Here is a 22809-nt window from a genome sequence, read left to right as displayed (position 1 = left end):
CTAGTTTGCCTTTCCCTTGGAATTACTTAGTGCCCCATCGAGAGCCCTCCTGGTTAATACCTCCACCAAGTGTCGCTTATATGCGCTTGGTCCACGCTGGTCAGAGTTAGGATTACACTCCGCACTAGCCATTCTTGCTGCCTCATCAAATAGGTCGGGGGTGGCATCCTTACCCAATAGATATGCCTCCGCGCGACTGGCACGAAAATCAGGAGCACCAACAGCGGCCAAGCCGATTCCTGCTCTTTGAATCTTTCCATCTTGGAGAGCGATAACGGCACCCGCAGCCGCAATAGCCCAATCGCCAACGCGGCGCTCTACCTTTTCATAGGCACTACCTAAATTCTTTTGTGTTACAAATGAGACTTCAGTCAAGATCTCATCGGGCTCCACAACCGTAGAATAGGGGCCCGTATGAAAACCATTTACTGAGACAACTCTGGTCCCTCGTGGCCCTCGAATCTCAACCATGGCATCTAGGGCGGCAAAGACTGCAGAGAGGTCTTCAGCGGGATCTGCTTGACACATGGAACCACCTACAGTTCCACGATTCCTTACAATCGGATCCGCAATGACAGCTTCAGCGTCTGGGATTATCTTCGCAACTTCGGAAATGACCTGAGAAGCCAAAAGCTCGCTATGGCGCGTCATAGCACCAATCCGAAGCACATTCCCGTCACGTCTTATGAAAGAGAGATCTGCCAATCCATTTATATCGATCAGACATTCGGGTCTAGCTAGTCTCAGCTTCATCATTGGTAATAGGCTGTGTCCTCCCGCTACCAATCGAGCCTCGGGCCCTAAGCGAGTGAGACGCTCGATAGCGTCATCTACACTCAGAGCGCGTTCATATTCCACCGGTGCTGGCACCTGCATGCATATCCCCCAACTTCATAGTGCGCCTAAGCTTCAGAAGCAAACCCAGGCAACCACATAAGTACATCTTGTAGCTAAGCGATATTACACCACATTTAATTGGCGAATCGGAATTTAACTTCAAATGTCAAAGTGATATCAAATTTTCCAAAGCCACCAAAAAGAAGAGCAAGCTGGCTTCGAATCACCGATCTACCGTCAACAAAAAGAACGATCAAGAAGAGGTCTCTTTGAGTCACTACGGATCTTTGAGTCATTACGGATCTTTGGAGGTACGAACCAGAGGTAGTCTCCTCAGCAAGGTGCTTTCGTAGATCCTCATTTCAAAGAGGCGTTGATTCAAGAAATACAAGAAATAGCCCTTGTTCGGCGTGGGATAATCTCAGAGTGATCCAGAAATTCCAAAATTATATTGCAATGAAGAAATATAAAAATTAATTCACCAAAGATCATTCAAAGTAATAGATGCCATTTCACGAACTAATTGCTATCTAATTACCCAGCAAGCAAGAGGTTCAACTTTCATAAAAATCAATAACAACGGTATTCAAAAACAGCCTATAGAAAGGACCGGGTAACCAATATCTTCCTTAGAGACAACGAATCACGCACTTACCCAAGAAAAACCAAATAGTGAGGCACAAAGGTGTCACTTTCTCTTGTGAAAGAAGCTCACCGATCGCCGAACAATTTGACTAGCTATTAGAGCAACTTCGGCACGAACCGCAAACCTTAGTCAACAAAGTGTCTGTTCCAAAAAAACATGCACCATTTTCTGACCCTAAAATATACCTGTGAGCTGCAGATTTAAAATCTAACTACGGAATCTGGTAACGCTACAATGTAACATCGAGCCATGGAGTTCAACACAATAATAGAACCATTTCGAATTCATTCCGTGGAGCCGATCAAGCTAATGAGCCGGGATGAACGAAAGAGTGCTATCGAAAAAGCAAAGTACAACGTCTTTAATATTCCCGCCAAAGACGTCCTAATAGATCTGCTCACCGATTCTGGAACCGGAGCGATGAGCAGGGACCAATGGGCGGCAATTCAACATGGGGATGAATCCTATGCTGGCTCACCATCCTGGGAGATCTTTCGTGAAGCAGTCGTTGATTTATTCGACTTCAAGCACATAATTCCAACCCATCAGGGTCGAGCGGCAGAGAAGATTCTCTTTTCATCTATCGCTGGAGATGGCATGGTCATCCCCTCCAATACACACTTTGATACAACCCGAGCCAACATTGAATTTGTTGGAGCTCAAGGGGTAGATCTGGTCATCGAAGAGGGAAAAGACCCAGCAACTATTCATCCCTTTAAGGGAAATATGAATACTGACGCTCTAAGAGAGTTGATCGACCGAGTTGGTCCTCAAAATATCCCAATTATCATGCTGACGATAACAAACAACTCAGGTGGGGGCCAACCCGTTTCGATGGCCAACATTGAAGAGGTCTCTAAGATTGCACATGAATTCAACATAGCGTTCTTCTTGGATGCCTGTCGATTTGCAGAAAACGCCTGGTTCATACGTCTTCGAGAAGCCGGCTATGAGAATATGGATGTAAAAGAAATAGTAAAAAAGATGATATCCTACGCTGATGGAATGACCATGAGCGCCAAGAAGGATCCTCTGGCAAATATCGGCGGATGGCTCGCCTGTAACGACGACCTTCTAGCCGAAAAAGCACGAAACATGCTCATTCTCACCGAGGGCTTTCCAACCTACGGGGGCCTTGCCGGAAGAGACCTAGAGGCAATCGCAGTAGGGCTCAAGGAGGCGATCTCACACGACTACCTCCAATATCGAATCACATCCACCTCCTACCTAGGCGATGCACTCGACAAGGCGGGCATTCCTGTAGTAAAGCCCTACGGCGGCCACGCAATCTACATAGATGCCCGTGCTTTTCTATCCCACATTCCACCGCTACAATACCCTGGACAAGCTCTAGCCGTTGCCCTCTATGAGATGGGCGGAATTCGCGGATGCGAGATCGGTACTGTCATGTTTGGGATGACTCCGCAGGGAACTGAAGTTCCAGCCACTATGGATCTAGTTCGCCTTGCGATCCCAAGGCGAACCTACACCCAAAGCCACATTGACTATGTTATAGAGGTCGCAAAAAAGGTAGCTGAGGATGCCAAGGGTTTAAAGGGGTACAAGATAACTAAAGCTCCGCAATTTCTGAGGCACTTTACCGCGGAATTTGAAAGACTCAATTAACCCTAAAATCAAAGACCTAAAGTAAAAGTTTTCAACCGACTACTTCGTTTACCTTTTGATTTCCCATGATCGATCCATAGCCATCACCATCACAATCACCGTCCTAGGTGCAAAAATCCAGAGGTGCAACAACCATGGCGCCTCTGGAGCAAACGTCCTGAATCGAACCAGCCCTGAAAGATCCACAAAGTGGCAATGACATGGCAATAGAAATGGACAGCTGTCAACTTAGAAGAAGAGATCTCCGCCGGATAAATCCCCATAAGAAGCAAAAATTACCTTTGGCCGCGTCCATCTACCATCCAGCCCAAAAAGCACCTAAAGTGGGTAGAGTTCAACCCTTTTTCGACACAGAGATCATGCAATCCTAAATGGCGCATCCTTATATCTCCGTGACATCATCCCCGCCCTTACGGACGGGGTTTTCCGGCGCGCTTTGATAAAAACAAAAGAGCTACCTTTTATCTTCAAATCGCAAGACAAAGCCACAGACAAAGCTAAACCACGATTCAACTGGGTTCAACATTATAATCACCCGCTGGGAATAACCAAAAGTCGGCTATTTCGCTCTGTATTAATCAGCTCCGTATCAATCAGATGCTGGTATTAACGTCGCAGAGATGGATCACTATGACGAGCAACCCCTAGAACTATTCCAAGGCCAGCCATCATAAAGAGGAGCGAGGAGCCTCCGGCAGAGATCAACGGCAAGGGAACCCCGGTCACGGGCAAGAGACCCAAAACAGCGCCAATATTTAGCAGTGTTTGGCTCCCCACCCAAAGAGCCATGCCTATACAAACCAAAAACTCAAACCGACTTGGCGCTCTCAGCCCCACCCTAAAGATGGCATAGGTCAAACCTGCCAATAGTCCAAGCACAAAAAGACCGCCGATTACACCGGCTTCTTGGCCAATTACAGCGAAAATAAAGTCCGTCTGGCTGTTGGGCAGGTACCCCCACTTTGCTGAACCGGCGCCGATTCCAACACCATGAACTCCACCTGTAGCAAATGCAACAAGCCCCTGTACCTCCTGATAGGAGTAGCTCAACCGATTCTGCCAAGGATGAAGAAATGAGAGGAGTCTCTGGCGTCGATAACTTCGAGCAAGCGCTGCCACTGTGGCAAGGCAAATAGTTGCGAAGGCAAATGGTGCAAAGACCCTCATACGCATACCCGCTAGAAAGAGCATCCCAATCAGAATCGATCCGACCACCATGGCGGTACCCATATCGGGCTCAAGCAGAACCTGACCACAGATCAATCCAACCAGCAATATAGCCGGAAGAGCCTTTGAAAATCGTTGCAAACGAATAGGAACCGCCGGCGTAAAGAAGCCAGCCAGGTACAAGATGACAGCTAACTTCGCAAATTCAGAGGGCTGAAAACGTAAGAAGGAGATCCCAAGCCATCGCTTGGCCCCACCTACAGCAAGTCCCACGCCTGGCACAAGCACAATTATTAGAAATACTATGGCTGGAACAATTCCCAATCGAGCAAATGGTGCAATTCGCTTGGGGTTGATTCGAGCGATACCAAAGAATAGAAACAAGCCCATCACGATCCAGATCGCCTGGCGTTCAAAGATCGAAAAGGGAGAGCCCGAACCCTTTAAACCAAGTGAAGGGACGAATGACGTTGATAGGACCATGGCAGAGCCAACCAAGAGAAGGACCAAAACCAGAGCGATTAATGAAAAACTAAGCGAGCTTCGCTCATAGATGCGATCGCTCTGACTTAACTCATCCTCTAGTTCGTCATAGCCCATTCCATCGAGAGATAGAGTCCCTAAACGCCCACTAGTGCGCCTGCGAGAAAAAATGCCATGGCCCGAATCGGACTCCGAACCAGATACCTCGCCAGGTAGATCTTCCTGATCAGTCTCCAAATTCGATTCCGCTGTCGAGACGTTGGAGTTGCCACCGCTGATCAGATGAAATCTTCGATCCGGCTTTGCCTTTGAATCCAAATTCATACCAGTTCCTCCGAAACCCCACTCAAATCATGGGATAAGATACAACGACCTAACATCATGAACCAAAAACTCTCATATCAGCCCACGCAACCGAGCACTTTTTTTAATTGAACTCTGAAAGTCCAAGCCTCGCTCAACGTAGGAAGAGTACCAATCCCAGGAGGTACAACCAGGTGAAAGAACGATGGAATCACCCATTTGAGCCATACCAAAGGCACCTTCGACCGCATCAGCCATAGAGAAAGCTCGCACGACAGAAAGGTCGTGACCCACAAAGGCACCTTCAATATCACTTGCGGACTCTCCGATTGCAACTACACCACGTAACTTTGGTGCCAAAATCGCCAAAACCGATAGGTCCAACCCCTTGTTCTTGCCACCTGCAATCAAGACCACGTCCTGCAGAGACTCCATGTCACAGATAACAGCATCCGGAGTGGTTGCCTTGGAGTCATCAAAGACCTGATACCCCCCAAAGGAGCCAACGTATTGCATACGATGGGCCAACCCCTCAAATTCAAGGCACGTTGAACGAATTGCATCGTAGTCACAACCAAAGGAGGCTGCTATCGCACCTGCAAATAGAAAGTTCGTCAAATCGTGGTTGAACTGTCTCTTGAGGTCAGAGATCGGCCCGATCGATCGCCCTAGAACTATCAACTCGTTCTCAAAGATGTCGCCACCCTCGCCTAAAATCTGCCTGTAGGAACGCCCGATAGCGTCCAAGGAGCCAGATACTTCGGGTGAGAAGTTCGAAATCCAAACCTGCGCATCGTCATCCATCCCCTCAACGATTCGCATCTTCGAAGCTAGATAGTGCTCAATAGAGCCATGCCAATCCAGGTGGTCAGGGGCAAAGTTTAAAATCGCCGCCTGAATAGGTGCAAGGTTAGAGGTATAGGCCAATTGAAAAGAGGAGGCTTCAAGTACTATAAGGTCAAGATTAGAACCAACAGCCTCACTTAGGGGCGTTCCGATATTTCCAAGAGCCCTAACGCTGCTCCCCGATCGCTCAGCCATCTCAGCCAATAGCGTTGATACAGTCGTCTTTCCATTCGTCCCCGTAATAGCGATAATAGGTGAAGTAATGCGCTCTCTGGCGAAAGCCATCTCACTTTGAACCTTTGATGGATCGCTAAAGAGACCATGGGTTGGTTCTATACCCGGGGAGACGATGACCTTATCAACATCGACGATCAGATCCGCAAGTTCATTTTCATCTCGAATCACGCTCAGATCTCCAGGAAGATCGATAGCCAAATTCGACTCAAAGACTATCACGTTGCATCCAAGTTGTCTTGCTAGCCTTACCGCGCTCTTACCCGCGCGTCCGTAGCCTCCCACCAGAATTGATTGGCTAGAATGTCCAGTCGCTGAATCACCTTGGTTCTCCTGGGTCAAAGGCTTCATCGGCCACCTCGAGGTCCCAAGGTAGCGTGTCGCAACCAACCGCAACGATCCATGGATATGCCCTCTGCTAAAGATGGGGTCGTAGGCTCAATCATTGTTTGATCAGATTTCCAATAGAGAGAAAGTCAGCATAGAAAAGGCCAAGCGCGATCGCTGTAAAGATTCCGGCCATCATCCAAAAACGGACGATAACTGTCGTTTCGGGCCATCCAATCAATTCAAAGTGATGGTGAAGTGGTGCCATCCTAAAGACACGACGATGAAATACTCTAAATGAGATGACCTGAATAACCACGCTCAATGTTACGATAACAAATAGCCCCGCAAGAATAGCCAGCCAAAGATCTAGCCCCATGATCAGTGTGGTAGCTCCTAAGGCCGCCCCAATCGCTAAGGAGCCCGTATCTCCCATAAATATCTTTGCGGGCGCAGCATTCCACCATAGAAATCCAGCTAAAGCCCCACACATCGCTACGGTTATTATTCCTATATCGATAGCACTAGAGACGTGATAGACAGATTCGTGACGGAATTGCCAATATCCAATAATCGTCAAGCACCCAAAGGCAAAGATTGCCGATCCTGCGGCCAATCCATCCAATCCATCAGTCAGATTGACGGCATTTGAAGAACCTATGACTACCAAGGTCGCAAAGACTATCCAAGCCCAGACGGGAACGTGGAAAGCAAAACCACTGAAACGCACAAAGTCGATCGACGATGGCACATGTGCCCAAAAGTGGGCGCCAAAGGCGAAGAGGCCTGCCACAATAATCTGACCAAGGATCTTGGCCGACTTTGTAAGACCAAGGGAACGAGCCTTCCTGATCTTGATAAAGTCGTCCAAGAAGCCAACCAACCCCGCTCCAAGAGCAGCAAACAGAACGAGCAAGCCACCAGAGGAGATTGGAATTCCCAAGTTGGCATGAGCTCCCAAATATCCGACTAGAACTCCCAGTAAAATTACAATGCCACCCATCGTTGGGGTTCCAGCCTTAGAGACGTGACGCTTTGGCCCATCTTCTCTGATCTGCTGGCCAATCTTATAGGCCCGTAAAAACTTAATCAGATAACTGGTTGCCAGGACAGCAACCAAAAATGCAAGTGCCGACGAGACAAGAATCGCGATCACGTTATCAGCTCCTGCCTCTTTAAATTCAAAACCAATCGAGCCACGTCACCATCGATAAATTCAAAACGATTAGGTCCAATCAATTGATAGCGTTCATGGCCCTTGCCTGCAATCAAAACAACGTCCTTATCGCCCGCAGCCATAATCGCATGCTCAATTGCGCTACGACGATCGTAGATAACGACGCTGGGAACGTCTCTTTTAGAATCGCTCAAACCGGCCAATATCGCCATAGCTATCGCTTTGGGATCCTCATTTCGAGGATTGTCATTGGTCACAACGACCATATCTGCGTACCTGCCAGCTACCTCACCCATCAGTGAACGCTTGATAGAGTCGCGATTACCACCAGCTCCGAAGACCAAAATAAGACGACCCTCATCCTCTAAAAGATTCTTTAGCGAGGAAAGAACATGCTCTAGAGCATCGGGAGAGTGCGCATAGTCAACAAAGACCCGGGTTGGATCGTCACCACTAACTAGCTCTAGCCGTCCTGGAACCCCACTAAAGGTGGATAGGGCGCTAGAGATCTCCCCAAGTCCAAAACCCATCAATCGAAGGACCTCAATTGCCCCAAGCGAATTTGAAAGGTTATGTTCTCCGGTCAATGGAACCATAAAGCCACGACCGCAGTAGGTGAAGGTGATCTCACTCATCTTCAAGGAAAGATCTGTCGCGTCACTTATGCTATAGCTAGTGCCCGAAATGTTGCCAGACAAAAGCAGTCTAAGTCCATATGGAGTATCTCTGTTGATCACACAAAAACGGCTTCGACCGCCCTGGAAGAGCTTGGTTTTGGCTAAAAAATAGCTCTCTATGTCGCCATGATAGTCAAGGTGATCTGGAGTGAGATTAGTAAAGACCGAGACGAAAAAGGTGAGGTTATTGATTCGCCCCTGATCGATCGCGATCGAGGACGCCTCCATCGCCAGGTTGGAGGCACCATCTGAGATGGCACTTGCGATCCTGCTAAACAGTTCAGGCGACTCGGGGGTCGTGAGCTCACCATTTAAGGTACCAATCACTCGAGATGGTGAACCAAGCACATTTAAGACGTGTGCAACCATATGGGTGATAGTTGTCTTGCCGTTGGTTCCAGTTACACCTATAAGTCTAATTTTTTCTGAGATATCACCATAGAACGCATAGACAAGATCAGCTAAAACTTTACGATCCAGCCTTTCAATGACTAACAGACCCTCCAGTTCAGCCTCTAGATCGTCTTTGTGATAATCACTGATAATCGCACTACAGGCACCACGACTTAAGGCATCCCTCGCAAATGTGGCGCCATCATAACTTCTTCCTGGAAGACCAACAAAAAGATTACCAGGGGTCACCTTTCGAGAATCGATGGTAATCCCGGTAACTTCGCGATCTGGGCAGTGGTGAGCAAAATCACCGATCCCTGCAGCCATGAGTAGCCTCGATAATCGAATGAGATCCTCCTCAAAGAGAAATGCATTTTTTAGTTCCCGGCTTGCCCAGTCTAACAACTCACAGTGATCCATGATACCGCTACCTAATCAAGCCGAATACGAGATATTAGTGGAGCCTGAGTGGTTCCTAGGCACTTTGTGGCGATCAAACTAGCACCAAAACGAGCAAGCGGAAGCGAGCAGGTTGAAATGGCCGTCCCAGGAACTTTCGAATTTACCGTTGGCCTAGTCACTATTGACGAGGAAGGAGGAGTCGAAGGGGCTACAACCTTAGCGCCAAGATGGTATAGGGCATATGTCATGCTTGATGAAAAGACTTTTGCCGCGGTAAGGCCACCATAGAGTTGATTCGGCTCAGTCAGGACTACCATCTCCGATAGGGGAACCGAAGAATCGGTCGTAAATCCAACAAAGGTAGCCATGTATTGATGGGGAATGTAGCCAGCTCTTCCGTTCGGATAGGCAATCGATGCAGTTCCGGTCTTACCCGATATCGAAAAACCTGATACCGTCGCGGCTGGCGCTGTCCCGTTAGCACCAGTTACACCACTTAGAAGTCCAGTCATCACCGATGCTAGGGGTTTCGATATTACCCTGCGCTTTATTACCTTTGCTGGTGTGGTTCCCACTGCTTGTACAAGTCGAGGAGTTGCCATGACGCCCCCGTTGGCAATAGCGTTATAGGAGTCAATAACTTGCAGAGGGGTCACTGCTTCATCCTGGCCAATTGGCGCTGAGCCAGGAGCTGTTCCTGACCACTTCTTAGACGGATCCAAAAACCCCAAAGACTCTCCAGGAAGATTCAATCCCGATGCCACACCCCACCCAAAATTGCGAAACGATGCATTGATCTCATGGGGAGTGAGATGCGAAGCGATGGTGATTGTGCCGACATTAGAGGATTGCGCCAAGATATCCTTAGGGGTCATAATTGTAGGCGGATGAACTTCAGCGTCGTGGAAGTTAGTACCACCAACAATTATTTGATCTGGAACAACCATCTCTGTTCCAGGGGTGATTATCCCCCTAGAGAGGGCGGCCGCAAAGGTGGCAATCTTGGCGACCGAACCTGGCTCATAGACGTAGTCAACAGCCATATTGATCGAAGACTGTTGAGTAAAGGTAAATTTAGGCTGAGGAAGGTTTATTGGAGCTTCGCCAGTCAACGCACTTGAGGTGGGAGGTGCGCCAGCTACCAGATTAGCCATCGCCAAAATATTGCCATTTGTCGGATTCATAACTATTGCAACGCCAGCCCGTGCCTGAGTGGCCACCATCTCATTCGAAAGAGCCGTTTCAGTCTGAAGTTGAATAGCAGTATTTAAGGTAGTTGTGAGATTCTTTCCCTGTCGCGATGGAGTCAAGATCTTGGTTCCACCCGGAAGTGCACCCCCCGAAGGAGCAGTATTGACTAATTCGGTTCCTGGAGTTCCAGTGAGCAGAGAGTTGTAACTCTGTTCAATCCCGCCCACTCCCCCGTTGAACGTTGAGACACCACCGATAACCGATGCCGCCATCGCCTGATTAGGACGCACTCGAAGAGGCTCTTGGATTAAAGCGATCCCCGCCAGTGACGAAAGCTCTTTATTTATCTTTGCGGTCTGACTTTGAGTTATCTGATGGGCGATATATTGAAACTGGCCACTGGCCACCAAATGAGCACGAATAACCGATGGTGAAATCGCCAAAATAGAAGAAAGAATCTGCGACTCCGCAATTGGATTCTTAACTTGTAAGGGGTCCGCGACAACAGTATAACGAGGCTCTGATACGGCCAAAACGTTACCTGACGAATCAAAAATAGTTCCTCTTGACGGAGTGATTTTAAAGATTGAGTAGCCCTCTCCAGCTGCCAATAGTCGGTAATTCGTAGATGGTGCAAGACTAACTACGCTAAGGCGAACGATAAGGGCGCCTAAGACCAAGAGTGAAACTACCTTAATAAAGCCGACGCGCGAACGAGAGACTGGAAGCCATGAAAGGCCTCTATGACCCTTTGGGCCAGCCCCTTTAAAAGCGCTAGGCTCAAAGTCGCGCTGATACGAGCGCGACTTTGGCGATGGTGAAGCTGGCCTACCGCCCCCACCCTTGTTATCTTTACCTAAAGTGTTATCTTTACCTAAACGTGGAAATCTGGCCACAGTCAACCTCCATTGCGGGCCGTCTTTGAGCTCTGCATTGTAATCGTACGAATAGGCGCCGAAGTAGTAGTAGTCGAAGCAGCTGACGGCTGGGTGGTCGCCGACGCCGACGAGCTCGCTGAAACCGAAGACGAAGAGCTACCAGATGCAACCTGTGTAGCAGCAGTGGCAGATGACGACGCACTTGAAGGAGCAGCTGTCTTCACAACCTTGGATCCAGAGACATTCGTGGTAACTGGAGCACTTCCGCCAGGAGTGTAATAGAGAGAAAGAGGGGTCGAGGTGGGGGAAATTCCGGAACTATTCGTATAGGTCGAAGTGGTTCCAGGTCCAGATGAAAAGACCATATGCAACTTAGTCTGGGCATATTGCGCAATCCGAGCTGGCGCAGAAAGGGCCTCGCTGCGAAGGGCTAGCTCATTATTTGTCGTAGTCAAAGATGCAATCTCTGGTGCGATAGTGTTTACCTCTAACTGCATCTTTGCAATCTCTGCCCTAGCCATGACCGAGACGAAGATACCGCCAAACAAAACTACTATCGCGATGCCTAGATAGACACGTCGCAAAAGCACATTCCGCCGCGAATTCCTAAATGTCTTACCTGTTGGAAGTGACTTTAAGTGGCGAGGCGCATGTGTTAGAGGTTGCGGAGTCGGCGGCGAATCAACTCTTTCGATAGGTGCGTTTATGGCAACCCCGCTAAATCTTGTTCGGCGGGCCCTGCCACCACCCGAGGAAGTTCGCAGATGTGAAGGCGAGCCTTCGGTGGAGCTCTCCTTGGGAACAGTTGGAAGCCCGTGAACGAGTGGAACCTGATCTGTAGCGGTTCTAGTCAAAGACGGACTTTCACGAAAGCTGCGACCCGAGAGCCACTCCTCGAATGAGCTTAGCCTTGCACTTTCAAAGTCGTCTAAATGCTCGATCTGGCTCATTTTGACCGTCCTTTTATCGTTGAAATAGCGATCGGCTCGATGAACTCAATCGCTCGCATCTTGGCCGAGCGACTCCTGGGATTTATAGCGACTTCATCTTCTTTAGCGGTTGCCAATCGAACAATTGACCGCGCTCGGGCTACTGCTCCACAGACACATCCAAGCTGGGCCAGACAGTGACAATCTCCCTTTAGCATCAAAGAGATAAAGGATTTGACCTTTGCATCTTCCCCGGAATGATAAGAGATAAAAACGACGTGCGAACCAACAGGAAAAACCTCAGGGATATTTTCAAGAAGAGAGGAAAGCTCCTCCATCTCAACATTCACCAAAACCCGTATAGCTTGAAACACCCGCGCCTGAGAATCACGTCTTCCCTTGGTATATCCCTTAGGAAGAACTCGGTCTATCAATTCACTTAGTTCAAAGGTGCTCGACAAGCCAGCGCGAATCTCCATCTTTATCGCCCTAGCCAAAGCCTTGGCATATCGACCTTCGCCATTTGCACGTATTGCATCGGCTAGTTGGTTTTCGGAGATATTTGACAAAACCCCAATCGCATCCAATTGGGAATCCCTGTCCATCCTCATATCTAAAGCACCATCCAAACGCAAGGAAAACCCTCGCTCGGCACTATCGAATTGATGTGAACTCACACCAAAGTCAAAGAGACCGCCCACTAGCGGTGATTCTGCCATAAAACTCTCTGCTTCAGCACCGCGAAGTAGATCGGCGAGCTTTGAAAAAGGCGCCTTGAAGCTCAAGAACCGTCCTTCAAAGGCCGAGAGACGCGCAATCGAAAAGTCAATCGCGTCTTGGTCTCGATCTATCCCAATAACTCGCATGGCAGCTAGGTTGGCCAAAATGGAATGGCTATGACCCCCTCCGCCAAGCGTCCCATCCAGAACAGTTCCGCCAAGATCGCCGAAGATCTCCACCACTTCGCGCCACATAACTGGCGCGTGATATGAAGATGAAAACTCTCCAGGAGCAAATTCAAAGTTAGGATGCTGCATTAACACCCCTAAATTCATCCCAGTTGGATGGAGACCACAGCTCAATGGTGTCGAGCGCACCTATGACGACGACCTCACGGGTCAAATCTGCCATATTTCGCAATCGCTGCGGGATGGCTAGACGACCGCTGGCATCTATCTCCTGGTCAAACGTATCCGCCAGCCAGACCTTGACAGGTCGTCTTACGTCGATATCGCTAATATCTTTCGCTCGTTGAATAGCGCAATAGTCGTCAAAATCGCTCATGCGCCAAAGAACTAGACACTTATCTCCATATTGGGAAACTGAAATTACACAGGCGTCGCCAAGATTGCTGCGGAAGCGTGACGGGAGCGTGATACGTCCCTTCGCATCGAGCGAATGTTCATGAGTACCAATGAAATGGCTCAACGTGCCTGCCATCAGTACCCCCTTTCGAACATTTGCCCCACAATCATCCCTAATGACCCACTCTACACCATATTCACCCACTGTCAAGCAATTTTCAAGCACTTGACCTCGCAATATCACAAATTGTGGGTGACCAAATGCCCGGCGTGAATTCATAGGGGCGATTTAGGATGCAATTGGTAGAAAATCTCCCATCTCGAAGTACAACTTGTCGCGCAAATGAGCACGAAAGTAACGATTAGATTAGGAATATAAAATCGGGGGGGGGGACGGGGAACGATTGCCCACGTCCCCCAAAGGACGCTTTAGGGAAACAAGCCCCCACTAATGAGTCGATACGATCATTCAAAAGGTGATTTTGTCAATTGCGCCAGATCTCAACGAATGAAAGCCACAACTATCGAAGATCAATTAGCACAGTTTGCTCCAGCAAAATCTAAGTCCTATTTGCAACAAGATGCCCTTAGCCAGGAAAAGGCTCAAAAGCAAGGCAGCGCCACGTTTAGGCGACAAAAGGTTAGAGATCCTTCAACCTGGATCTAAGTGCTAAAAGATTGCCTCTCCGATAAGATTGCCAATCGTAAGATCATCGCTTTGGGCAACCCAAGGCGCTACATCGATGAGATCTGTTACCATCTGACGTAGGTGATCTACACTATCAATCTCTCCCAATAGGAGTTGCGATGTTAGATCGTAAGGAAATTTTATGTAACACATCGTGTGAATAAAACACGCGTGGCGACTTCGTCGTTGCGCCATTCCTACTAGCTTCCTGCCGCCGACCAAGATCTCACCCGGAGCTTTGCTGGTAAAGCAGACTTGTGAAGCCAATGGGTCCATCACGATCGGTCGACCTTTGACCTCAAGGCCAGAAACACCCAAAAAAGAAAGTGCGTCGAACCACCCTCGCGCAACTAGGTCAAACGATCTACTCACATTTGCCTCAATTAGAGGATCATCTACAGGAAAAGAGATATCGATCCAGACACATTCGTGAGGAAGCGCAATGACACCTGTGCCGCCCGAAGATCGTCGAACCAGTTCAAAGTCGATTTCCTTGGCTTTTGATACCATATCATCGGACAGTTTTTGGGTTGAACCAAGTATGATAGCTGGCCGTTGAAGGCGAGACACAAACACGCTGCGCGTGAGCGGTGGTATGATATGGTCTCGGTGAAAGTCTGCGGCACCACCTTCGACGACATGCAATTCAAATCCCACCAAGGGGCCACCCTTCACCTATAGCCACTCCAGCACAGACACCTTAGTATGGTTTTTAGAAGCCTTTCACCTTAAAACTCTAACGTTACAAATGCCAACGAATGTAACGAATAAGGCCAAAATGCCCAGAATTCTCCGGCTGGTTGGAAGAACGTCTCTTTGTGACCTGTGGTAACGACCAACGGTTCCACTTTCAAAAGTTCAACGAATCCTTAGCGAGGGTCTCGAAGCACCTTGAAAGCTGCTCATCGAATAGTAACTTAATTCCGTCGATTATTCAGAGCACATTTCGACGATATGGTTGCTCATTTATCTAATTTGAAAACAAAGAATTAACTGAAGAATCGAAATATGAAGTTGGATATCATATTTTCAACTTTTATAATGACCCTAGACGCCATGGCGAATAGGGCTCAAAATCACCCATAGAAAAAGAGACGTCCCAGATCAACAGCAGACCACAAATAAATAGCCGGTACAAAAACCGATATAAGCAAGATCTCCTGCTGGATATGAAGGAGCATTATTTATAGCGGTAGCATTGCTTAGGGTTTATTAGATGGATTTGATGGGACTGACTAAGTAGTAATTTTGATGAAAGAGATCGCTAAGGTAGAAGATGAGGTGGAATTAGCTGTTGCAATAGAGCACTTCGGAACGAACTTGAGACGGCTTGGGCAAACAGTGCGAGCAAACCCATTTGCTTGGAGCTGTCAGGGCTTACAATAGCTTTTCAGGCTGCAATCAAGTCCGCCAACGACGTCTCTGGTGCAGTTCCCTAGTACGCACTAAATGCCAGAGGTACTCAATCCTCAAACACAGAGCGTTTTGCTGACGTTCAAACCCGGCCTCTATAAAAAACAGCAAATCCTCCCCATTGAATGTCGCTGCCAATCAAGTTAAGTCATGTAGATAGGAATAGATATGACAAGCCCTTGGAATGATCGTTTAGCCCAAGTTTGGGCAGGCTCCCATAAGCCTCGAGCAAAAGTATTAGCCGATGAACCCCAGAGTCAAGCTGGAACGGGAGTGATCATTGGAGATGATGGAGTACTAACTGCCCGTCACGTTATTGCAGGTGCACTAAATGGGGGTACGATTCTGGCTCGGATGGTCAAACAAGGTGCGACAACATCTTCTTGGGCGACCATGAAAGTTATAAGTCACGACTTAGATTGGGACCTTGCGCTGTTACAAGTTGATGACCCAAAAAGTGACAATCAATGGCAAAAACCCAATTCTCCATCGCCACAAGTCGTAATGCTAGATGGGGATGCCGAACATAATTGCGAAGTTTTGGGTTTCCCTGAGACCGCTATCCAACCTAGTGAATCGGGCCTTCCATCTGAGGATATTTACCAGAGCGAACAAGCTCTAGGGACATTACTTCTTACAAACCAAGCAAAGCCTGCCCAGACCAATAAAAAGACCTTGCCCAAGCGTACCTTTCTCTTGGATGTTGATAGATCTCACCCCAAAACAAGTAAAGGTTGGCAGGAGATGTCGGGTAGTGGAGTCATCTTGTCCGCTGGACGATTGGTAGGTGTTGTAGCTTCTGTCGATCAAGAGCGGGATACTCATCGTCTTTTTGTAACTCCATTAGCTGATGCTATAAGTGACTCGCCTGGCCTAGCCGAAGGCTTCACGAAGTTGTTGGGACACCCAATACCAGTCGAAATAGAGGCTGCACCACTTATCGAAGAACTCCTCCAAGGTGTCTGTCTCGGTGCTAGCGGACTACCTATTACTCTTGGTGAAGCCGAATTAGAGGCCTTCGGGGTGAAGCGTGCAAATATCATTGGTGAGCCTGCCTATTTGGACTATACCAAACGAGACCAAGATGGTGAACTAACAAAAGCTCTCGATGAAGCCATATCTAGTCACCGCATGTTATTAATCGTTGGTAGTTCTGCTTCCGGCAAATCACGCTCAATGGCAGAACTAGCCAAAGCCAAGCTTGCTAACTACCATCTCCTATGCCCAAAGGCTACTTTGTTCAGTCAGCTTTTAGAGTTGCCTCTAGATTCAATCAAACCAGCAGTGGTCTGGCTAGAGGATGTAGAGAACTATGTGGGGTTAAATTTCAAAGGCACAATCAGCGAGCTGCTTAGCGAAGGCTTAGTAGTAATTGGCACCATTCGACAAAATCAACTAGAGATGCATAAACCCTTCGGTGATGCCAAGATGCACAAAACTTTAGTATTACAGAAAGAATGGTCAAACAGCTGGAGCAAAAAAGAGCGATCAGAACTCCAAAATCATGTCAAAAATAAAGCTCTCCGCCAGTGGGTCAAGAAGAACAACTCCCCAAGTGTTTGGTGTGCAGCTGGAACGGAACTAGCAGACAAACTCAGGATAGCAAAATCAAATGATGACAAACCTTATCGTTATCAACTAGTGCGTACCGTGTTGGATTGGTACCGTACCGGCAATGCTAGGCCAATTGCAATTGCCACAGCCACTTCCTTGCTCACTGAGTCGATCGCACTTTCTCTAGCCCCTGACGAACAAGAAGTAAGTGATGCACTTACTTGGGCAACGGAACCAGTCGTTGGCAAAGGCCGCATGTCAAGCCAGTCACTTCTATCCAAGGTAGATGATACCTATCTAAAAGTCCATAACTACCTCCAGGATGAAGATGCAAAAAGCATAACCGCCGAAGTTCCCGATGCGATTTGGCGTGCCACACTAGATGCTGTGGGCTCAGATGACGAAAGATTTACAATTGGACTATTTGCCTGCAATCAGTCGAATTCCAAGTGGGCTGAATCGGCCTGGCGTCCCCTCTCCGATGGTGGCAACTCTAGGGCAATGCTCACTATGGGAATGTTATGTAGCGAACAGGGCCGCCACAAAGATGCAATTGCGATCTATGACGAGGTGATAGCTCGCTTTGGAGATGATCCAACACCAGAGACACACGAGGTGGCCGTCGGGGCACTTTTCTCAAAAGGTGCAGCGCTAGGTCAATACGGTCAGCACGAAGCTGCAGCCGAGGTCTATGACGAGGTGATAGCTCGCTTTGGAGATGATCCAACACCAGAGACACACGAGGTGGCCGTCGGGGCGCTATCATCCAAAGGCGCGACACTCGGGGAATTGGGTCGGTTCCGAGATGCGGTCCCAATATTTAATGCAGTAGTTAATCGCTTTGGAGACGATCGGACGCCGGAGATACGCGAATTGGTTGTCAAGGCGCTGTTAGCCAAGGGTATTGCACTAGAGGAATTAATCGCATAACACTCTGAAATGCTCCAATGAGCCCTTTTAATTTCTTGTAAAGTGTGTTAATCTTCTCATGACATGCTTACACCCGAGGAACTCGCCACTATTGAAGCATTCATGGCGAAGACTGAAAACATCGACGAATATAAGCGGGCGCTGGCAGTTCTCACCCTTGAAGATGGGAGTCCCCTCAACAGGACAGGCCTCTCTGTCAAGCATGTACAGCGAATTCGACGGTCATTCCGCAGCGTTGGCACTGAGGCATTCAAGGACAAGCGCCATAACAACGCTCCGGTACTTCTCTCAAAGTCTCAAAGAGATGAAGTGGCAATCATGCTCACGACTACAACTCCCAATGACCACGGCTATAGCAGTTCCCCGTTTTGGTCAACACGGATCCTGGCTACAGTACTCAAGCGCAGATACGGTGTTCTCTATGCCTCTAGGACTAGCTATTACGTTCTGTTTCGGGAAAGTAAGTTCAGCTTCCATCTGCCGGGCAAACAGTACGAGAAGGCTGATCCACAAGCGGTAGCTGAATGGAAAGACGAGCAGCAAGAACGTCTGAAAGAGGCATTCTCTGATCCAGATACGGTGATTCTCTGTGAAGACGAGATGGTTCTCACTCAGGCGACAACTACTCAGAAAGTGTGGATACCGAAAGGAACCACACCAGCTGTAATTGAGACCAATGGAACCAGAATGAACCGGAGCATCTATGGGTTTTTGAACCTCAAGACAGGCAAGGAGCATGCATTTGCAACAGAGCGCCAGACTATGCATGAAACAGCGGCCATACTGCTGGCGATCCGCAAGATCTACCCAAGAGAGAAGATTCTGCTTATATGGGATGGGGCAGGATGGCACAGAGGGAGCGTCGCTCAAGAGGCAATTAGGGAGCATCACATCGAAGCAGTCCATTTCCCTCCGTATTCTCCGCAACTCAATCCCCAGGAACACGTTTGGAAGCAAGGGCGCTCTGCTGTAACCCACAATCGCTTCATTCCCAAGATTGAACCAGTCACAAAGGAATTAGTCGACTATCTCAACACGACGACATTCCCATACTCTTTACTTGATTTCAAGGAGCAAGTCAGAGTGTGAGCTCTATAGGTCGGCTCCGAGATGCGGTCACGGTCTTCAATGCAGTAGTTAATCGCTTTGGAGATGATCCGACGCCAGAGATACATGAATTGGTTGTGCATGCGCTGATGGCCAAGGCCGTGGTATTAAAGGAATCGAGTCGACCCCGAGATGCGGTCACGGTATTTAATTCAGTAGTTAATCGCTTTGGAAACGATCCGACACCAAAGATACGCGAATTGGTAGCGACAGCACTACTATCCATGGGCATACTACTAGGTCAAAATGGTCAGCCCGAAGATGCAACTGCGGTCTTCAATGAAGTGGATACTAACTTTGGAGATGATCCGACGCCAGAGATACATGAATTGGTTGTTAGGACGATGTACTCCAGGGGAGTAACGCTAACTCTAAACGATCAGCACGAAGATGCGATCGCGGTCTTCAACGAAGTGGTGGCTCGCCATGGAGACGATCCGACGCCAGAAATACGCGAGGTGGTTTTTGATGCGCTGCTCTCAAAAGGTACACCCTAGGTCAAATGGATCAGTTCGACGAGGCAGTAGAGGCATACGACGAGGTGATGGACCGCTTTGGAGATGATCCGACACCAGAGATACGCGAATTAGTCGCCTCGGCGCTATTGTCCAAGGGCTTAATGCTAAGTCAAACTGATCAGCTAGACGAGGCAGCCGAACTCTACGACGAAGTGGTGGCTCGCTTTGGAGACGATCCGACGCCAGAGATACGCGAATTGGTCGCCATGGCGATGGTGACTAGATACATAACACTGGGCGAACTTAGTCAGATCGAAGATGCAGCCGAACTCTACGACGAAGTGGTGGCTCGCTTTGGAGACGATCCGACACCAAAGATACGCGAATTGGTGGCGACAGCGGCAGAGTACATGAGTGAATCTCTAGAATAAATCGGTTACCCCGTGGACGCACTCGAAGTCTATGACGAGATGGTGGCTCGCTTTGGAGACGATCCGACACCAAAGATACGCGAATTGGTGGCGACAGCGGCGGTAAACAGGCGGTAAACAAAGGTGCACGACTGCAACAACTGGGTCTCGGCGCGAAAAACAAGTCTGAGTCAGAGACGATGCCAAGGAATGAGTAGAGAGGAACTTGGAAGAACTGTCACTGAGTTCGAAAATCTAAAAATACGCAACTCCAACGCATCTAACTTCGGAACTTTGATCCCAGGGGATTTCAGTAGCATTGGAGCTGGTGGTGCTTGCCATCAGCTCCCGTTGATTCCATGTCCTCCAAAGCGCTTTTGGAAAGCGACGGTGGTCGAACACATCATCGTTATAACAACCAAATGGCCAACAGGGTCTCCCGCTCTGGCTATTTGGTTGTGACTACCCCGGCGACGGTGGTCCATAATTCAAACCAAAGTCGGACCATTCACAAGAGGCTCCTCAGGCGGAAATTGAAGGTTCGCCTATATAGGGAAGCCATTCGTCTCTAGGATTGCCCAAAAGCCAGATCCACGCTTTTGCACGTGGTTGCATAGGAGCTCGGCGAAGGACAAAATTAGTCTCGTGTAGAAACCGGTCTTCCTTTCTGGAGTTGCACGGTTTGCACGAAGCCACCACATTATCCCAAGAGTGGCCACCACCTCTGGATTTAGGAACTACGTGGTCGATATTTTCAGCTGGTGCACCACAATATTGGCACCTATAGTTGTCGCGAGCAAAGACAGCACGACGGGTTAGAGCCACCCGTTTTGGGAATGGAACCTTTACGTAGTACTTGAGGCGAATAACCGATGGTTCAGGGAAAACACAGCGCTCCGAGTGAAAGTAGTCGCCGGTCTCGTGCAATACCTCAGCCTTATTGCAAAGGACCAATGAAATTGCCCGCCGAGACGACACGATGGCAAGGGCTTCGTAACTTGCATTAAGTACGAGAGCCCGACTCATCATCGACTCAATTCATCAAATCGGATCGGACTGAGGTAAAAAAGAGCGACGGCTATACCCCGTCGAAAGCCATCATCTCTTTTGTATGAATGCATCGCCGTCATACCAGCCTCGCAAAGAAATCTTGACTTTTATCTTATACCCATAGACTTCGTTGTGTGCGACACCATCGAAGATATTCTAAAAGGTCCTTGCTTGCCGGCAGAGCATCGGGGGTCCCATAGACCGTCTCCATCCGAAATCTCAAATAATTCAAGTCTGGTATTGGCAAATACGGGAAAGCCCGATACCAATCGCGCCTGATATAGGCAAGGCTTTGTCTTATGGCAATAACATACAAATTGGGATGGCTCAAAACTGCTACGATAGCGACGGTCGTCCATATAAGCAATCGAATAGTCGCTTTAAACCTTCTAAACATCGTCGATTAGCCACCGTCTTTAAATAGATCCCTGGGTATCTACCCTAATAGCAATAGCTCTAACCATTGAGAATAAACCAATAGTTAGAGCTATCGTTTTGCCTTAATTCACAGACTGCGGGATCTTCGACCAAGGACCCTCATCCATGCGAGGCTCTTTAGGAAGCCCGAGGACCATTTCACCCAAGATATTTCGCTGAACCTGAGATGTTCCAGCGTATATGGTACCTGCCCTGGCATTCAAAAAGGTGGTATCCCACGAACCTGAGGAGTTCGGGGAGCCTGGATCGTCGGTTTGGAAAGCAGAGGTAGGCTTCCGCCCTGTAACTTCTAGGGCTCGACTTCCAAGAATGTCCACGGCCAACTCAGTGACAACCTGATGGTATTCACTCCAATAAAGCTTAGAGATCGATCCTTCAGGACCGGGATGTTGACCCGCAAGAAAACCGCTCAAAGTCCTAAGGCCCAGGTAGCGCATAACTTCCACACGGGAAAAGCACCATGCGATACGTTGGCGAATAATTGGATCGTTGTTAGCTCCGGTCTCCTTAGCAAGAGCAATTAAGCGGTCAAGTTCAATTCGGAAACGAATGGGCAAGGTAGCTGCTGCCTCACCGCGCTCGTAGCCCAGAAGTGTCATAGCGACTGACCATCCTTGGCCAACCGACCCAACCACATTGCCAGCTGCGGTTCGAGCATCGGTGAAAAAGACTTCGTTGAACTCTGACTCACCCGATAGCATCCGAATTGGACGCACCTCAACACCAGGCTGACTCATAGGAACTAGCAAGAATGTGATTCCCTTATGCTTTGGAGCATCAGGATCGGTGCGTGTCAGCACAAAGATCCAGTTAGCCAAGTGACCGGCGGAAGTCCAAATCTTTTGGCCATTTATGACCCACTCATCCCCATCAAGGTAAGCACGCGTTCCAAGGTTGGCAAGGTCAGATCCTGCATTGGGCTCGCTATACCCTTGGCACCAAAGGTCCTCTCCAGAGAGGATTCGAGGAAGAAAGTATCGCTTTTGCTCTTCAGTACCCCAACGAATAATGGTGTTTCCAACCATTTGAATTCCAAAGGTATCATTAGGGCCACCCATGGGAGCTCCAGCTTTGGCAAACTCCTCGGCTAGGACGACCTGTTCCATTGCGCTTAGACCAGCACCGCCGTATTCCTTGGGCCATGCAAGGGCAAGGTAGTTCGCTTGAAAGAGCGTTTTGCGCCACTTGTTGGTGAATTCGGGGACATCTTCCGATGGGAGTGCGCCGATTCCGGCCCATCCTGAGGGCAAATTCGATTGTAAAAATTCCTGAACGCTTCTACGAAATTCCTGAGCTTGTGGTGGGTAACTAATCTCCATAGCTCAAACGTTATCGCAAAAT

Annotated in this window: 17 protein-coding genes; 5 read left to right on the top strand and 12 right to left on the bottom strand. The window is 48.6% G+C overall.

The genetic code is table 11. From position 1 onward, the window contains the following. Entirely contained in the window at positions 1 to 876 is an 876-nt protein-coding gene (locus ACIDITHRIX25_RS87435) for an FAD binding domain-containing protein (RefSeq protein WP_502756195.1), read from the bottom strand. Positions 877 to 1732: 856 nt separating this feature from the next. Between ACIDITHRIX25_RS87435 and ACIDITHRIX25_RS87430 the strand changes: the two genes are divergently transcribed. Continuing rightward, positions 1733 to 3109, top strand: a complete 1377-nt coding sequence (locus ACIDITHRIX25_RS87430) for a tryptophanase (protein ID WP_052603920.1) — start codon at positions 1733 to 1735, stop codon at positions 3107 to 3109. A gap of 606 nt (positions 3110 to 3715) precedes the next feature. Here the strand turns inward: ACIDITHRIX25_RS87430 and ftsW are convergent. The 9 genes from ftsW to ACIDITHRIX25_RS87385 all read right to left on the bottom strand — a co-directional run bounded on the left by ftsW (position 3716) and on the right by ACIDITHRIX25_RS87385 (position 14783). Continuing rightward, a complete protein-coding gene (gene ftsW / locus ACIDITHRIX25_RS87425; protein WP_052603919.1) occupies positions 3716 to 5083 on the bottom strand; it encodes a putative lipid II flippase FtsW in 1368 nt (455 codons plus the stop codon). A gap of 72 nt (positions 5084 to 5155) precedes the next feature. After that, positions 5156 to 6493: a UDP-N-acetylmuramoyl-L-alanine--D-glutamate ligase gene (gene murD / locus ACIDITHRIX25_RS87420; RefSeq protein ID WP_201732254.1), complete on the bottom strand. Its 1338-nt coding sequence runs from the start codon at positions 6491 to 6493 to the stop codon at positions 5156 to 5158. A gap of 91 nt (positions 6494 to 6584) precedes the next feature. Then, positions 6585 to 7625, bottom strand: coding sequence for a phospho-N-acetylmuramoyl-pentapeptide-transferase (mraY, locus tag ACIDITHRIX25_RS87415; RefSeq protein ID WP_052603917.1), 1041 nt, complete (start codon positions 7623 to 7625; stop codon positions 6585 to 6587). Next, positions 7622 to 9121 carry a UDP-N-acetylmuramoyl-L-alanyl-D-glutamate--2,6-diaminopimelate ligase gene (locus ACIDITHRIX25_RS87410; protein WP_201732253.1) on the bottom strand — a complete coding sequence of 500 codons (1500 nt, stop codon included), beginning with the start codon at positions 9119 to 9121 and terminating at the stop codon, positions 7622 to 7624. The genes mraY and ACIDITHRIX25_RS87410 overlap by 4 nt, the downstream gene beginning before the upstream one ends. Positions 9122 to 9147: 26 nt before the next feature. Next, positions 9148 to 11205 (bottom strand): peptidoglycan D,D-transpeptidase FtsI family protein, encoded by a 2058-nt coding sequence (locus tag ACIDITHRIX25_RS87405; RefSeq protein WP_201732252.1) that lies wholly within the window; start codon positions 11203 to 11205, stop codon positions 9148 to 9150. 2 nt (positions 11206 to 11207) lie between these two features. Beyond that, the gene (locus ACIDITHRIX25_RS87400) at positions 11208 to 12137 is read right to left on the bottom strand and encodes a hypothetical protein (RefSeq protein WP_052603914.1); all 930 of its coding nucleotides are present in this window, start codon (positions 12135 to 12137) and stop codon (positions 11208 to 11210) included. Then, positions 12134 to 13153, bottom strand: a complete 1020-nt coding sequence (gene rsmH / locus ACIDITHRIX25_RS87395) for a 16S rRNA (cytosine(1402)-N(4))-methyltransferase RsmH (RefSeq protein ID WP_052603913.1) — start codon at positions 13151 to 13153, stop codon at positions 12134 to 12136. Before rsmH ends, ACIDITHRIX25_RS87400 begins: the two co-directional genes overlap by 4 nt. Further along, positions 13140 to 13700 (bottom strand): division/cell wall cluster transcriptional repressor MraZ, encoded by a 561-nt coding sequence (locus ACIDITHRIX25_RS87390; RefSeq protein ID WP_052603912.1) that lies wholly within the window; start codon positions 13698 to 13700, stop codon positions 13140 to 13142. Before ACIDITHRIX25_RS87390 ends, rsmH begins: the two co-directional genes overlap by 14 nt. Positions 13701 to 14090: 390 nt before the next feature. Beyond that, positions 14091 to 14783, bottom strand: a complete 693-nt coding sequence (locus tag ACIDITHRIX25_RS87385; RefSeq protein WP_052603910.1) for a lipoyl protein ligase domain-containing protein — start codon at positions 14781 to 14783, stop codon at positions 14091 to 14093. A 906-nt stretch (positions 14784 to 15689) separates the two neighbouring features. Here ACIDITHRIX25_RS87385 and ACIDITHRIX25_RS87380 point away from each other — a divergent pair. From ACIDITHRIX25_RS87380 to ACIDITHRIX25_RS87365, 4 genes are all read left to right on the top strand, one after another. After that, positions 15690 to 18005 carry a trypsin-like peptidase domain-containing protein gene (locus ACIDITHRIX25_RS87380; protein ID WP_201732251.1) on the top strand — a complete coding sequence of 772 codons (2316 nt, stop codon included), beginning with the start codon at positions 15690 to 15692 and terminating at the stop codon, positions 18003 to 18005. 63 nt (positions 18006 to 18068) lie between these two features. Next, positions 18069 to 19094 carry an IS630 family transposase gene (locus ACIDITHRIX25_RS87375; RefSeq protein ID WP_201732178.1) on the top strand — a complete coding sequence of 342 codons (1026 nt, stop codon included), beginning with the start codon at positions 18069 to 18071 and terminating at the stop codon, positions 19092 to 19094. After that, positions 19091 to 19609, top strand: coding sequence for a tetratricopeptide repeat protein (locus ACIDITHRIX25_RS87370; protein WP_052603907.1), 519 nt, complete (start codon positions 19091 to 19093; stop codon positions 19607 to 19609). The genes ACIDITHRIX25_RS87375 and ACIDITHRIX25_RS87370 overlap by 4 nt, the downstream gene beginning before the upstream one ends. 5 nt (positions 19610 to 19614) lie before the next feature. Further along, positions 19615 to 20001: a tetratricopeptide repeat protein gene (locus ACIDITHRIX25_RS87365; protein ID WP_201732250.1), complete on the top strand. Its 387-nt coding sequence runs from the start codon at positions 19615 to 19617 to the stop codon at positions 19999 to 20001. Positions 20002 to 20502: 501 nt separating this feature from the next. On the opposite strand, the gene ACIDITHRIX25_RS87360 is transcribed toward ACIDITHRIX25_RS87365, so the two are convergent. Beyond that, the gene (locus tag ACIDITHRIX25_RS87360; RefSeq protein WP_201732932.1) at positions 20503 to 21006 is read right to left on the bottom strand and encodes an HNH endonuclease; all 504 of its coding nucleotides are present in this window, start codon (positions 21004 to 21006) and stop codon (positions 20503 to 20505) included. A 524-nt stretch (positions 21007 to 21530) separates the two neighbouring features. Continuing rightward, a complete protein-coding gene (locus ACIDITHRIX25_RS87355; protein ID WP_201732249.1) occupies positions 21531 to 22787 on the bottom strand; it encodes an acyl-CoA dehydrogenase in 1257 nt (418 codons plus the stop codon). Positions 22788 to 22809 lie beyond the last annotated feature (22 nt).

The organism is Acidithrix sp. C25, from assembly GCF_904848545.2.
This window is presented reverse-complemented; position numbering and strand designations above follow the sequence as displayed.